The organism is Nocardioides dongkuii (assembly GCF_014127485.1).
Classification (GTDB): domain Bacteria; phylum Actinomycetota; class Actinomycetes; order Propionibacteriales; family Nocardioidaceae; genus Nocardioides; species Nocardioides dongkuii.
Window position 1 is genome coordinate 128,073 of sequence record NZ_CP059903.1, and the last position, 12,965, is coordinate 141,037.

General features: G+C 74.5%; 15 protein-coding genes. 8 read left to right on the forward strand and 7 right to left on the reverse strand.

Annotated elements, in window-relative coordinates:
* Positions 1 to 52 precede the first annotated feature (52 nt).
* Genes H4O22_RS00590 through H4O22_RS00605 form a run of 4 tightly spaced genes read right to left on the reverse strand, consistent with a single transcriptional unit; the run spans position 53 to position 3,388 of the window.
* On the reverse strand, positions 53 to 658 hold the full coding sequence (locus H4O22_RS00590; protein WP_182525205.1) for a TMEM165/GDT1 family protein: 606 nt from the start codon (positions 656 to 658) through the stop codon (positions 53 to 55).
* Positions 655 to 1,833 carry a nickel pincer cofactor biosynthesis protein LarC gene (gene larC / locus H4O22_RS00595; protein ID WP_182525206.1) on the reverse strand — a complete coding sequence of 393 codons (1,179 nt, stop codon included), beginning with the start codon at positions 1,831 to 1,833 and terminating at the stop codon, positions 655 to 657. The genes H4O22_RS00590 and larC overlap by 4 nt, the downstream gene beginning before the upstream one ends.
* Positions 1,830 to 2,534 carry a nickel pincer cofactor biosynthesis protein LarB gene (gene larB, locus H4O22_RS00600; protein ID WP_244963051.1) on the reverse strand — a complete coding sequence of 235 codons (705 nt, stop codon included), beginning with the start codon at positions 2,532 to 2,534 and terminating at the stop codon, positions 1,830 to 1,832. The genes larC and larB overlap by 4 nt, the downstream gene beginning before the upstream one ends.
* 14 nt (positions 2,535 to 2,548) lie before the next feature.
* On the reverse strand, positions 2,549 to 3,388 hold the full coding sequence (locus H4O22_RS00605; protein WP_182525207.1) for a prephenate dehydratase: 840 nt from the start codon (positions 3,386 to 3,388) through the stop codon (positions 2,549 to 2,551).
* A gap of 22 nt (positions 3,389 to 3,410) precedes the next feature.
* Here H4O22_RS00605 and H4O22_RS00610 point away from each other — a divergent pair, with 22 nt between their 5' ends.
* A complete protein-coding gene (locus H4O22_RS00610; RefSeq protein WP_182525208.1) occupies positions 3,411 to 3,818 on the forward strand; it encodes a DUF4446 family protein in 408 nt (135 codons plus the stop codon).
* A complete protein-coding gene (locus H4O22_RS00615) occupies positions 3,815 to 4,561 on the forward strand; it encodes an EI24 domain-containing protein (RefSeq protein ID WP_182525209.1) in 747 nt (248 codons plus the stop codon). Before H4O22_RS00610 ends, H4O22_RS00615 begins: the two co-directional genes overlap by 4 nt.
* A gap of 10 nt (positions 4,562 to 4,571) precedes the next feature.
* Here H4O22_RS00615 and H4O22_RS00620 read toward each other — a convergent pair whose 3' ends face one another.
* Positions 4,572 to 6,146: a bifunctional phosphatase PAP2/diacylglycerol kinase family protein gene (locus H4O22_RS00620; RefSeq protein ID WP_182525210.1), complete on the reverse strand. Its 1,575-nt coding sequence runs from the start codon at positions 6,144 to 6,146 to the stop codon at positions 4,572 to 4,574.
* Positions 6,147 to 6,187: 41 nt separating this feature from the next.
* Here H4O22_RS00620 and H4O22_RS00625 point away from each other — a divergent pair, with 41 nt between their 5' ends.
* From H4O22_RS00625 to H4O22_RS00650, 6 genes are read left to right on the forward strand one after another with little or no spacing between them, the layout of a single operon-like run.
* The gene (locus H4O22_RS00625; protein WP_182525211.1) at positions 6,188 to 7,039 is read left to right on the forward strand and encodes a methyltransferase domain-containing protein; all 852 of its coding nucleotides are present in this window, start codon (positions 6,188 to 6,190) and stop codon (positions 7,037 to 7,039) included.
* A gap of 26 nt (positions 7,040 to 7,065) precedes the next feature.
* On the forward strand, positions 7,066 to 8,343 hold the full coding sequence (gene serS / locus H4O22_RS00630) for a serine--tRNA ligase (protein WP_182525212.1): 1,278 nt from the start codon (positions 7,066 to 7,068) through the stop codon (positions 8,341 to 8,343).
* A complete protein-coding gene (locus H4O22_RS00635) occupies positions 8,340 to 9,182 on the forward strand; it encodes an HAD family hydrolase (protein ID WP_182525213.1) in 843 nt (280 codons plus the stop codon). Before serS ends, H4O22_RS00635 begins: the two co-directional genes overlap by 4 nt.
* Positions 9,179 to 9,661: a GNAT family N-acetyltransferase gene (locus H4O22_RS00640; RefSeq protein WP_182525214.1), complete on the forward strand. Its 483-nt coding sequence runs from the start codon at positions 9,179 to 9,181 to the stop codon at positions 9,659 to 9,661. Before H4O22_RS00635 ends, H4O22_RS00640 begins: the two co-directional genes overlap by 4 nt.
* The gene (locus tag H4O22_RS00645) at positions 9,658 to 10,452 is read left to right on the forward strand and encodes an HAD family hydrolase (RefSeq protein ID WP_182525215.1); all 795 of its coding nucleotides are present in this window, start codon (positions 9,658 to 9,660) and stop codon (positions 10,450 to 10,452) included. Before H4O22_RS00640 ends, H4O22_RS00645 begins: the two co-directional genes overlap by 4 nt.
* A gap of 17 nt (positions 10,453 to 10,469) precedes the next feature.
* Entirely contained in the window at positions 10,470 to 11,117 is a 648-nt protein-coding gene (locus H4O22_RS00650; RefSeq protein WP_182525216.1) for a hypothetical protein, read from the forward strand.
* Between the two features lie 17 nt (positions 11,118 to 11,134).
* On the opposite strand, the gene H4O22_RS00655 is transcribed toward H4O22_RS00650, so the two are convergent.
* Positions 11,135 to 11,797 (reverse strand): bacterial proteasome activator family protein, encoded by a 663-nt coding sequence (locus H4O22_RS00655; protein WP_227465664.1) that lies wholly within the window; start codon positions 11,795 to 11,797, stop codon positions 11,135 to 11,137.
* Positions 11,798 to 11,969: 172 nt separating this feature from the next.
* Positions 11,970 to 12,944 carry an NAD(P)H-quinone oxidoreductase gene (locus H4O22_RS00660; RefSeq protein ID WP_182525217.1) on the reverse strand — a complete coding sequence of 325 codons (975 nt, stop codon included), beginning with the start codon at positions 12,942 to 12,944 and terminating at the stop codon, positions 11,970 to 11,972.
* Between the last annotated feature and the right edge of the window lie 21 nt (positions 12,945 to 12,965).

The window sequence follows — 12,965 nt, forward strand, 5'->3', positions numbered from 1 at the left end:
GGTTCATCGTCCAGGCGTGAGGTTCATCGGCCGGCCGATGAAACTCCCGGCCTCACCGCACCAGCTCGGCGACCACCAGCGCGAGCAGCACCAGGCAGACCGAGCCGCCGAGGTAGAAGAGCACGTGCAGCTTGACGCGCTGCATCAGCCAGCGGCCGGCGAGGACGGCGAGGCCGCTGACGGCGAGGAGGGCGCCGAGGGCGCCGAGCCAGACCGAGAACGGCGACTCGTAGCGGGCGACCAGCGTGATCGTCAGCAGCTGGGACAGGTCGCCCCACTCGGCGGCGAAGAGCACGAGGAACGACGCGAGGACGGCGCGCCAGCCGTGCGCGGGCTTGGCCTTCTCGGCGAACTCCGCGCCGTCGTCGGCCTCCTGGTCGCGCTGGTGGCTGCGCGCCTCGCGGAACAGCAGCAGCGCGCCGACACCGAACAGCACCGCCGCCGCGACCTTGACGATGTCCTCGGGCAGGAAGGAGACCGCCTGCCCGACCAGCACGGCGACCGTCGTCTGCACGGCGAACGCCAGGCCGACGCCGAGCCAGACCAGCACCGGGCGGTAGCGGGTCGCGAGCACCAGCGTCGCGAGGAACGTCTTGTCGGGCAGCTCGACGAGGAAGATCGCCCCGAAGGTGAGGGCGACCGCGGCGAGGTCGATCATGCGTGCTCCGTCCGGTACGCCGCGCGCGCGTCCGCCAGCACGTCGCCGACGGGGCGACCGAGGGCGGCGGCGGCGCGGGCCACGTCGTCGTACTCCGGCTGGGCGGTGACCACCCGGCCGTCGTGGCGGGCCACCTTCACCGCCACCGCCTGGCCGGCGATGGTCACGGTGACCATCTCACGCGCCAGGGCGCGCTTGGTGACGAGGTGCTCGCGCAGCCCGATCGTCGTGGTCTCCCGGAACACCACGTCGCGCACGGCGGCCGCCCGCGACGGGACCACCAGCACGTGCAGCGTGTGTGCGGGGCGGCCCTTCTTCATGAGGATGGGCGTCAGCCAGGCGTCCGCCGCCCCCGCGGCGAGGAGCGCGTCGAGCACCGCCGGCCACAGCCGCGGGTCGAGGTCGTCGACGTTGGCCTCGATCACCAGCTCCTCGGTGGTGGCACCCTCCGCGGCGCCCACGAGCAGCCGCAGCACGTTGGCGTGCCCCTCGGGGTCGCGGCCGCCGGCGCCGACGCCGACCTCGCGGGTGACCATCAGTGGCTGCGGTCCCCACGCGGTCGCGACCGTGGTGAGCAGCGCCGCGCCGGTGGGGGTGCACAGCTCCATCGCGGGCGCGCCCTCCGGGCCGGCGTACGACGGGACGCCGCGCAGCAGCTCCGCGACGGCCGGCGGCGGCACCGGCAGCACGCCATGCGCCGCGCGGACCGACCCGGACCCGACCGCGACCGGGCTCACCACGACCGAGGCGGCGTCGAGGTGCACCAGCCCGGCGGCGACGCCCACGACGTCCGCGATCGCGTCGAGCGCGCCGACCTCGTGGAAGTGCACGTCCTCGGGGGGTACGCCGTGCACCGCGCCCTCCGCGGTCGCGAGCCGTGCGAAGACCCGCTCGGCCAGGGTGCGCACCGCGTCGTCCAGCGGTGCCGCGGCGAGCAGCGCGCTCACCTCGCGCCAGGTGCGGTGCTGGTGCGACTCGGGGACGTCCACGTGGCAGCGCGTCGCCGCGAGACCGCCGCGGGTCACCTGCTCGACCGCGAGCGCGACCGGCTCGGGGGAGACCGCGTCCACGGCGGACTGCAGCACCTCGAGGGGTACGCCGGCGCCGAGCAGCGCGCCGAGGAGCATGTCGCCGCTGGCCCCGGAGGACGCGTCGACCCAGAGGGTCCCGCTCATCGGGCGGTCTGCCGGGCGACGCGGGCGGCGAACACGCCCGCGCCGTACCCGTTGTCGATGTTGACCACCGTGACGCCGGGCGCGCACGAGTTGAGCATCCCGAGCAGGGCGGCGACGCCGCCGAACGAGGCGCCGTACCCGACGCTGGTCGGCACCGCCACGAGCGGGACGCCGGTCAGGCCGCCGACCACCGAGGGCAGCGCGCCCTCCATGCCGGCGACGACCACGAGGCAGTCGGCCGCGGCGAGCCGGTCGCGGACGGCGAGCACCCGGTGCAGGCCGGCCACGCCGACGTCCTCGATCCGGTCCACCGCGCTGCCGTGCACCCGGACCGCCAGCGCGGCCTCGGCGGCGACGGGGGAGTCCGAGGTGCCGGCGCTGATCACCGCGACGGTGCCGGTGGCCTGCGGGAGCGGCCCGAGGGTGGCCGCGCGGGCGACCGGGTCGAGCGTGGCGTCGGGGAGCTCGCGGCCGACCAGCGCCATCGACTCCGGGGAGAGCCGGGTCGCGAGCACCGCGCGGTCGGGGTGCCGCGCGTGCAGGGTGCGCAGGATCGCGACCACCTGGTCGGGCGTCTTGCCCTCGCCGTACACGACCTCGGGGTCGCCGGTGCGCGCCGCGCGGTCGACGTCGACGCGGGCGAAGCCGAGGTCCGCGGTGCGCGGGTCGGCCGGGTCGGCCGGGTCGTCCAGGGGGTCCACAGCGATGAAACTACTCAGGCCCGGAACGCGTCGGCCGGGTAGACCCCGAGCACCTTGACGTCGGTGGTGAAGAACCGCAGCTCCTCGAGCGCCCGCGCGAGCCCCGGGTCGGAGGGGTGCCCGTCGACCTCGGCGAGGAACTGGGTGGCGGTGAACTGCCCGCCGACCATGTAGCTCTCGAGCTTGGTCATGTTCACGCCGTTGGTCGCGAACCCGCCGAGCGCCTTGTACAGCGCGGCCGGCAGGTTGCGGACGTTGAAGATGAAGCTGGTGACGACCGGGCCGCTGCCCGGCTCGGCCTCGACGAGCTCGCGGGAGAGGACGACGAAGCGCGTGGTGTTGTGCTCCTCGTCCTCGACGTCCTCGGCGAGGATCTCCAGGCCGTAGATGCCGGCGGCGAGCGGCGGCGAGATCGCCGCCTGCGTCGGGTCGCCCATCTCGGCCACCTCGCGGGCGGCGCCCGCGGTGTCGCCGGAGATCACCGGGCGCAGGCCGTGCTCCCGGATCACCTTGCGGCACTGGCCCAGCGCGTGCACGTGGCTGTGCACGGTGGTGATCGCGTCGAGCGACGCGCCCGGCACCCCCATCAGGTGGAAGCGGATCCGCAGGAAGTGCTCGGCGATGATGTGCAGCCCCGAGTCGGGCAGGAAGTGGTGGATGTCGGCCACCCGGCCGGCGATCGAGTTGTCGATCGGGATCATCGCCAGGTCCGCCTCGCCGGCCTCGACGGCGGCGAAGACGTCCTCGAACGACGCGCACGGCACCGACTCCAGGTCGGGGTAGTGCTGGGCGCACACCTGGTGGGAGTTGGCGCCGGGCTCGCCCTGGTAGGCGATGCGTCGCAGTTCGGTCACCCGCAGAGTTTAGGGTCGGCGGGTGTTGGCTCTCGTGGTGTGCTCGCTGGTCGTCGCCCTGGTCGCGGTGGGGTTCTCGGTGGTCGCCCTCCGACGGTCCCAGGGGGTACGCCGCCCCGAGGCCGCCGAGGCGCTCCCCGAGGACGTCCACGGCCTCCGGCGGGAGGTCGCCGCGCTGCGCGCCGAGGCCAAGGACGCGCTGCGCCACCTCGCCGTGGTGCGGTACGACGCGTTCGGCGACATGGGCGGGCACCTCTCCTGGTCCCTCGCGCTCCTCGACGACTCCGGGCACGGGGTCGTGCTGAGCTCGATCCACGGCCGCTCGGAGTCGCGCACCTACGCCAAGAACATCACCGCGTGGAGCTGCGACCAGCAGCTCTCGCCGGAGGAGCTCGAGGCGGTCGACCACGCCCGGCCCGGCAAGCGGTGACCGGCACCGGAGCGGACTCCGGCGTCCTGCAGGGCGCCGCGTACGTCGCGCGCGGCTTCGGGATGTGGCGCCGACGCCCGGGCCTGATGCTGCTCGGGATGCTGCCCGCCCTGCTGGTCCTGCTGCTCGTCGGCGCGGCGCTCGTGACCCTGCTGTTCCTGGTCGACGACCTGGTGACCTGGCTGACCCCGTTCGCCGACGGCTGGGGCACCTGGCGGGACGTGCTGCGGGTCGGGCTCGCGGTGCTCGTGGTGGGCGGCGCGGTGTTCCTGGCCTCGGTGACCTTCACCGGCCTGACCCTGGCCGTGGGCGACCCGTTCTACGAGCGCATCTGGCGGGCCACCGAGGAGGAGCTCGGCGGTCCCGTCCCCGAGGGCGGGCTGGGGCTGTGGCGCGGCCTGCGCGACGCGGCGGTGCTGGCGGCGTACGGCCTCGCGGTCGGTGCCACGCTCCTGGTCGTCGGGATGCTGCCGCTGGTGGGCGCGGTCGTCGGCGCGACGCTGGGCTTCGCCGTCTCCGCGCGGCTGCTCGCCGGTGAGCTGCTCGGCCGCCCGCTGGAGGCGCGCGGCCTGGACCGCACCGCGCGCCGACAGGCGCTGCGCGGGCACGGCCGGTCGGTGCTCGGCCTCGGCCTGGTCACCCAGGCGGCGTTCCTGGTGCCGCTCGGCGCGGTGCTGGTGATGCCCGCCGCCGTCGTGGGCGCCACGATGCTGGCCCGCGAGCTGCTCGAGGACCAGCCCTGACCAGCCCCGGCTAGCGCGGCACCCGCACCAGCAGCCGGCCGTGGATGCACTCCATGACCAGCTCGCGGCCCAGCCCGATGGAGTCGCCGTCGAGCTGGCGGGGGGTGTCGGAGGCGGCGCGGACGTGGATGCGCTGGCCGGTCATCCGGTTGATCGTGTCGTCGGTGCGCGACCGCTTGGCGAGCACCCGGTAGGCCAGCGGCACCCAGGACAGGAACCGCTGCGGGTGCAGCAGCACCACGTCGAGCAGCCCGTCGTCGATGGCGGCGTCCGGCAGCAGCGGCATCCCCGCCTGGAGCGACCCGACGTTGCCGACCACGACCGTGCGCGCCCGGTGCCGGGTGAACTCGCCGCCGTCGACGGAGATCTCGACCCGCACGGCGGGGAACATCAGCGCCTTCATCCCGGAGACGACGTACGCCATCCAGCCGACCCGCTTCTTGAGGTCCTCGTTGACGCCCTCCATGATCGCGGCGTCGAAGCCCATGCCGGCCATCACCATGAAGTGGGTCGCGTCGAACCCGTCGCCGCTGACCTTCACCAGGTCGATGGCCCGGTCCTGGCCGTGCAGCCCGACGTCGATCGCGGACCGGATGTAGAGCGGGATGCCGAGGTTGCGGGCCAGCAGGTTGCCGGTGCCGGCCGGGATGATGCCGATCGGGATGCCGGTGCCGGCGAGCTCGGCGCACACCTCGCGCACGGTGCCGTCGCCGCCGCAGACGAGCACCAGGTCGGTGCCGGCGGACGCGGCCGCCTCGGCCATGCCGGTGCCGGGGTCCTCGATCGTGGTGAGGTGCCAGGTCGGCTCGGACCAGCCGGCCTCGAGCGCCATCGCGGTGACCACGGACTGGAACGCGCCCACGTCCTCGACCTTGATCGGGTTGAGCACCACCGCGAGCCGGCGCTGCGAGGCGTAGACCTCCGGCATCGGCTCGGTGGTCACCGAGATGCTGCGCGGCAGCGGGCTGTAGACCGCCAGGCCGAGCAGCGTCATGCCCAGGCCGAGCAGCACGCCGCCGACCACGTCGGAGGGGTAGTGCCGGCCGAGCAGCACCCGGTCCAGGCAGACCAGGACGACGATCAGGACGGCCACGACGTACGCCGCGCGGCGGACGCCCGAGCGCCGGACCAGCATCAGCACCAGGACGCACACCAGGGCCGCGAACGCCGCCACCGACGACGCGTGCCCCGAGGGGAAGGACTTGCTGGAGAGCAGGTGCTCGGCGTCCTGCCACGCCGGGCGCGCCCGGCCGACGGTCAGCTTCAGGACGGCGGTCGAGACCGCGGTCGCGGCCATCACGCCGACGGTGAGCGCCGCGGCCCGTCGGTGGTTCTTGGCGAACATCGCCCCCGCGAGCACCACGGTCGCGATCGCCATCCCGACGGTGCCGAAGACCACCTCGACCCAGCGGAGCGGGTCCTGCAGCCAGGCGGCGTCCACCGCCCAGTCGCGGGCCGGGTCGCCGCGGCCGTCGAGGGCGTCCACCGGGCCCCAGCCCTGCACGGCGCTCACGGCGACGGCGGCGAAGAGCAGGAAGCACAGGGCCGACCAGCTCAGCAGCACGAGGCGAGGACGATCCAGCACCGGGCAAGTATGCCGGGCCGTCCGGTGCTAGCGTCCGGCGCGTGCGCCGCGACCGCCCCCGCAGCCGGGCCACGGGCGGGCCCGAGACCGGGCCGGAGTCCGGGCTCGACGCCGGGGACGCCCTGCGCTGCCTGGTCTGCGGCGGCCCGCGCTCGCCGTACGAGCCGGTGGCCTTCGTCGGCGACCCGGGCCTGGTGCGGCGGGTCTCGACCTGCACCGGGTGCGGCTACGTCTCGATCGAGGAGCTGCCGGTCCACAACCTGTACCGGACCGCGGGCGACCTCGGCGACCTGCCCGCCGGGGGGTCGCGGATCGGCACGATGGAGACCCCGGGCCGGGAGTTCCAGATGGCGAGGATGGCGGTCGACATCCTGGGCCGGCGGAACCTCGACGTGCTCGTGTACGGCATCGGCAACAGCATGGACAACCACCACATCGCGGCCCTGAAGCGGGTGCGGCACGTCGCGATCGGCGACATCATGCGGCTGCGCGACGACGCGGAGTTCCACGACGCCAACCTGCCGGCCCGCAGGAAGTTCCCGGTGGTCGTCGCCAGCGAGGTCGTCGAGCACTTCCGCGACCCGCACCGCGACTTCGAGCGGCTCTTCCAGTTCGTGGGCCCGCACGGGTTGCTGGTGTGCGGGACCAACGTCTTCGCGGGCGGCGACCTGGCCCGGCACCGCTACGTCTTCTACCGCGACCACACGTCGTACTACACGCCCGCGGCGCTGCTGGAGATCGCGCGGACGCACGGGTTCCACCTCGACTTCCGCACGCCGGCGATGGCCCACGGGAAGGGCCGCAAGCGCTACGTCCTGCTGACCCGGTCGGCCGAGGTGCTCCAGCGCGCGTCGCTCTACTTCGGCGCGCACGCCGTCGCGCCGTCGGAGTGAGCCGGCGGCCCCGATAACCTGACGACATGATCGACCCCCGCATCCTCCGAGACGATCCCGACCGCGTGCGCGCCGCCCAGGCCAAGCGCGGGCTGTCCGACGAGGTCGTCGACCGCGCGCTGTCCGCGGACGCCGAGCGGCGCCGCGCGATCGGTGACTTCGAGGCCAAGCGCGCCGAGCAGAAGCAGCTCGGCAAGCGGGTCGCGCAGGCGCAGGGCGAGGAGAAGCAGGAGCTGCTCGCGCGCACCAAGTCGCTCTCCGCCGACGTGAAGGCCGCCGAGGCCGCGCAGACCGCCGCCGAGGCGGCCTGGAACGACGCCCTGCTCTCGATGCCGAACCTCGCGGCCGACGAGGCGCCGCCGGGCGGCGAGGACGACTTCGTGGTCCTCGAGACTGTCGGCACCCCGCGCGACTTCGCCGCGGAGGGCTTCGAGCCCCGAGACCACATCGAGCTCGGCCGGTTGCTCGGCGCCATCGACATCGAGCGCGGCGCCAAGGTCTCCGGCAGCCGGTTCTACTTCCTCACCGGCGTCGGCGCCCAGCTGGAGCTGGCGCTCATCAACCTCGCGATGGAGCAGGCCCGCCAGGCCGGCTTCACCCAGGTGATCGCCCCCGCGCTGGTGCGCCCGCGCGCGATGGACGGCACCGGATTCCTGGGCCAGGCGGCCGACGACGTCTACAAGATCGAGGGCGAGGACCTCTACCTGGTCGGCACCTCGGAGGTGCCGATGGCGGCGTACCACTCCGACGAGATCCTCGACGGCGCCGCGCTGCCGCTGCGGTACGCCGCGTTCAGCCCCTGCTTCCGCAAGGAGGCCGGCTCGCACGGCAAGGACACCAAGGGGATCATCCGGGTCCACTGGTTCGACAAGGTCGAGATGTTCGTCTACACCACGACCGAGGACTCCTACGCCGAGCACCAGCGGCTGCTGCAGTGGGAGAAGGAGTTCCTCGACAAGCTCGAGCTCGCCTACCGCGTCATCGACGTGGCCGCGGGCGACCTGGGCCTCTCCGCCATCCGCAAGTTCGACTGCGAGGCGTGGATCCCCACCCAGGGCAAGTACCGCGAGCTCACCTCGACCTCGAACTGCACCGAGTTCCAGTCCCGCCGGCTCGACACCCGCGCCCGGTACGCCGACGGCACCGGCCCGGTGGCGACGCTCAACGGCACCCTCTGCGCGATGACCCGCACGATCGTGGCGATCCTCGAGACCCACCAGCAGGCCGACGGGTCGGTGCGGGTGCCCGAGGCGCTCCGTCCCCACCTGGGCGGGCTCGAGGTCCTGAAGCCGGTGGCGCCGTGAGCGACCTGAGCGGCTGGACGCCGCGCGTGGTCGCGCTCGACATCGACGGCACGCTGCTGAAGTGGGTCGAGGGCGGGGGCACCACGCACGAGGAGATCGCGCCCGCGGTCTTCGAGGCCGTGCACCGGGTCCTGGACGCCGGGTCGCACGTCGTCCTGGCCAGCGGGCGCTCCCCGCACGGCATGACCACGATCGCCGACCTGCTCGACCTGCACGGGGCCGAGCGCGAGCGGCTCTGGGTGGTGGCCTCCAACGGCGCCGTGGTGTTCCGCTACCCGCCGGTCGAGGTGGTCCACGAGGAGACCTTCGACGCCCGGCCGGCCGTCGCGAGGGTCCTCGAGCGGCACCCGAACGCGCTGGTCGCGGTCGAGGAGCGCGGTGTCGGCTACCGCGTCACCTCGCACTTCCCCGAGGGGGAGCTCAGCGGCGACATGATCATCACCGACGTCGCGGACCTCGTCGCCGGCCCCGTGAGCCGCGTGATCATCCGCGACCCCGACGCCAGCGCCGACGACTTCGTCGCCCTCGGCGAGGAGCTGGGGCTGCACGGCACCAACTACGTCGTGGGCTGGACGGCGTGGCTCGACCTGGCGCCGATCGGGGTCTCCAAGGCCTCGGGGCTCGAGCACGTCACCGACAAGCTCGGCCTGGGCGCGGCCGACGTCCTCGCGATCGGCGACGGCCGCAACGACGTCGAGATGCTCCAGTGGGCCCGCCGCGGGGTGGCGATGGGACAGGCGGTCCAGCCGGTGATCGACGCGGCCGACGACGTCACCGCCACCGTGTACGAGGACGGCGCCGCCACCGAGATCTCCCGCTGGTTCCCCCCGGTCGCGTGAGCCTCCCCGACCCGGTCCGCACCGAGCGGCTGGTGCTGCCGCTGTGGACCGCCGCCGACGTGACGGCGATCCGCACCGGCGCCCGGCTCCCGCGCTGGCACCCCGACTTCCCCCGGGAGGACGACCGCGACGCCGCCACCCTGTGGCAGGAGCACGACCCGTGGGGGCCGCGCAGCGTCGTCCGCGGCGCGACGGTCCTCGGGTCGGTCGGGTTCTTCGGCCCGCCCGAGGCGGCCGGTGACGGCGTGGACGAGGCCGAGGTGGGCTTCGGGCTGGTCGCCGAGGCCAGGGGGTGGGGCTTCGCCACCGAGGCGCTCGCCGGGCTGCTCGCGCACACCGACGCCGCCGGCGTCCGGGTCCGGGCGCGGGTCGACCCCGGCAACCGGGCCAGCGTCCGGGTCCTCGCCACGTCCGGCTTCACCGAGCTGCGCGGCGACGACGGGGAGGGCCAGCTGGTGCTGGCCCGGCCGCTGCGATGAGCCTCCCGAAGCTGGTCGCCACCGACCTCGACGGCACCCTGGTCCGGGCTGACGGCACCGTCTCGGACTACACCCGCGACGTGCTCGAGGAGCTCGACCGGCGCGACGTCCCGGTCGTCTTCGTCACCGGCCGGCCGCTGCGCTGGGCCGAGGAGGTCTTCCCCTACGTCGGACGGCACGGCCTGGCGGTCGTCTCCAACGGCGCGCTCGTGTGGGACGTCGCCCGCGACGCGGTCCACCTCGAGCGGGTGATCGAGCCGGCGCTCGCGCTCGCCGTCTGCCGGGCGATCCGGGACGCCGTCCCCGGCACGACGTACGCCGTGGAGGACCTCGCCGGGATCGCGCTCGAGCCCGAGTTCGTCGAGCGGTACGCCGTCCCGGAGGACGCCCGCCGCGCCCCGCTCGAGCAGCTGCTGGACCGCCCGACGCTGAAGCTGCTGGCCCGCCACGAGGAGCTCGGCCCGCAGGAGTTCTGGGACCTGGCGGAGGTCGCTACCGGCGGCCGGCTGGTGATCACCTGGTCCTCCTCGACCTCGCTGCTGGAGATCAGCGGGCCCGGCGTCACCAAGGCCTCGACCCTCGCGCTGCTCTGCGACCGGCTCGGGGTCGGCGCCGCCGACGTCATCGCGTTCGGCGACATGCCCAACGACCTGCCGATGCTGACCTGGGCCGGCACGTCGTACGCCATGGCCGACGCCCACCCCACGGTCACCGAGGCCGCCGACCACGTCGCCCCCGGCCACGAGGAGGACGGCGTGGCTCGCGTGCTGGCTGGTGTGTTCGGGCTGTGATCTGCTCGAATGAGCGGGTGCCGACCCTGCTGCTGACGCTCCGCCGGCTCCTGGTGGTGGTGCTGGTCGCCGGCGCCGGCGCCCTGGCGACGCCGTGGGCCGCGCCCGCCGCCGCGGCGCCCGCGCCGCGCTGCAGCTGCACCGCCGCCGACACGGCCGACGACACCGAGCGCCTCGCGCGCGTCGCGGGAGCCGTCCTCACCGGCACCGTCACCGCCGCGGCCGCCGCCCCCCGCGCCGACGGCGGGAGGGGCTCGACGTACACCCACGCAGTCGACGTCGACCTGGTCTACAAGGGCAACGTCCGCGACGAGCAGGTCGAGGTCGCCACCGACGGCGGCACCCGCTCGGCGTGCGAGCTCGGCGAGCTGCCGGCCGGTGTCCCCTACGTCTTCTTCGTCGACGACGTCGACGGCACGCTGGTCGCCGAGCCCTGCGGCGGCACCCAGCGCAAGCGCGCGACGCTGGTCGCCGAGCTCGAGGCGCTGTACGGCGAGGGCGAGGCGCCGCGGCCCGAGGCCCCGGCCGAGACCGCCGAGATCGAGCCGGTCGCCGACGCCACCGAGCCGGCCTCCTTCACCCGCACGGCCGCGCCCGGCGCCGCGATGGTGCTCGTCGGCCTGCTCGGCTGGGTGGTCGTGCGCCGGCTGGCCCGCCGTCCCTGACGGACCCGGCCGCGGGCTCAGAGGTACATGCCGCCCGAGTCGCCGGGCTGCGCGCCCGGGTCGGCGTGCTGCGGCGCGGCCATCCCCGGAGCGGGGGCGCCGGGAGCCTGCGGCAACGAGCCCGGCGGGAGGCTGCGGCGGATCTGCTCGAACTGGGCGCGCGCGGCCATCTGCTGGGCGTAGATCGCGGTCTGGAGGCCGTGGAAGAGCCCCTCGAGCCACCCGACCAGCTGAGCCTGCGCGATCCGCAGCTCGCCGTCCGAGGGCGTCTGCTCGTCGCTGAAGGGGAGCGCGAGGCGGTTCAGCTCCTCGACCAGCTCGGGGGCGAGGCCCTCCTCGAGCTCGTCGATGGAGGCGCGGTGGATGCCGCGGAGCCGGTTGCGGCTGGCCTCGTCGAGCGGCGCGGCCTTCACCTCCTCGAGCAGCTGGCGGATCATCGTGCCGATCCGCATCACCTTCGCGGGCTGCTCGACCAGGTCGGTGACGGCGCGCTCGCCGCCCCGGTCGTCCTGGCCGTCGCCAGCCTGGCCGCCCCGGTCGCCCTGACCGCCCTGACCCTCGGCCTGGGCGTCGGTCTTGCCGTCGGCCCCGGCGGGCCGGGTCAGCGCCGAGGCCGGCACGACGCCGATCGGCTGCCCGTCGGGACCGATCACGACCACCTGCTGCTCCTGCTCGCTCATGTCTTCGACACTACTCAGCCGCCCCAGGTGGGTGGGGAGGGGAGGATTCACCGGTCGACCGGGGAATCCTCCTCTTGACCGACGGAGCTTCGTCGGTCCAGAGGAAGGTCCGTCGGTCCAGTACGCCGCGGCGCGGCGCCGGCGCCCGCCGTACGCCGCGGCGCGGGCGCGCTCAGAGGGTGAGCAGGATCTTGCCGGTGTGATCCCCGGACTCCATCAGCCGGTGCGCGTCGGCGACGTCGGCCAGCGGCACGGTGCCGTGCACGACCGGCTTGACCAGCCCTTGGGACACGAGCGGCCAGACGTGCTCGACGACCGCGCCGCAGATCGCGGCCTTCTCGGCGGTCGGCCGGGCGCGCAGCGTGGTGGCGATGACCGCGCCGCGCTTGCGCAGCAGCGCGCCGATGTCGAGCTCGGCCTTGGTGCCGCCCTGCATGCCGATGATCACCAGGCGGCCCTCGGTGGCCAGCGCGGCGACGTTGCGGGCGAGGTACTTCGCGCCCATGTTGTCGAGGATGACGTCGACCCCGCCGTCGGTCTCGCGGCCGACCACCTCGACGAAGTCCTCGTCGCGGTAGTTGATCGTGACGTCGGCCCCGAGCCCGGCGCAGAACGCCAGCTTCTCCGGCGTCCCGCCGGTCGTGAGGACGCGCGCGCCGAGGTGGTGGGCGAGCTGGATCGCGAAGGTGCCGATGCCGCCGGCGCCGCCGTGCACCAGGAGCGACTCGTGCGGCTTGAGGCCGGCGACCATGAAGACGTTCGACCAGACGGTGCACGCCACCTCCGGCAGCGCGGCCGCGGTGACCAGGTCGACGCCGTCCGGCACCGGCATCAGCTGGCCGGCCGGGACCGCGACGCGGGAGGCGTACCCGCCGCCGGCCAGCAGGGCGCACGCCTCCTGGCCGACCTCCCAGCCCACGACGCCCTCGCCGAGCGCGGCGACGGTGCCGCTGCACTCCATGCCGATCACGTCCGAGGTCCCGGGCGGCGGCGGGTAGAACCCCTGCCGCTGCAGCAGGTCGGCCCGGTTCAGCCCCGCGGCGGCGACCTCCAGGACCACCTCGCCGGGGCCGGGCTCGACGTCCGGCACCTCGGCGACGGACAGGACCTCGGGACCACCGGTGCCGGTGGCGACGACAGCGCGCATGCGGCCACCCTACGGAGGGCC

Bases quoted from the DNA above. Each gene is read 5' to 3' on its own strand.
- H4O22_RS00590 (WP_182525205.1), bottom strand. From the start codon at position 658: ATGATCGACCTCGCCGCGGTCGCCCTCACCTTCGGGGCGATCTTCCTC.
- serS (WP_182525212.1), top strand. From the start codon at position 7,066: ATGATCGACCCCCGCATCCTCCGAGACGATCCCGACCGCGTGCGCGCC.
- larC (WP_182525206.1), bottom strand. From the start codon at position 1,833: ATGAGCGGGACCCTCTGGGTCGACGCGTCCTCCGGGGCCAGCGGCGAC.
- H4O22_RS00655 (WP_227465664.1), bottom strand. From the start codon at position 11,797: ATGAGCGAGCAGGAGCAGCAGGTGGTCGTGATCGGTCCCGACGGGCAG.
- H4O22_RS00660 (WP_182525217.1), bottom strand. From the start codon at position 12,944: ATGCGCGCTGTCGTCGCCACCGGCACCGGTGGTCCCGAGGTCCTGTCC.
- H4O22_RS00645 (WP_182525215.1), top strand. From the start codon at position 9,658: ATGAGCCTCCCGAAGCTGGTCGCCACCGACCTCGACGGCACCCTGGTC.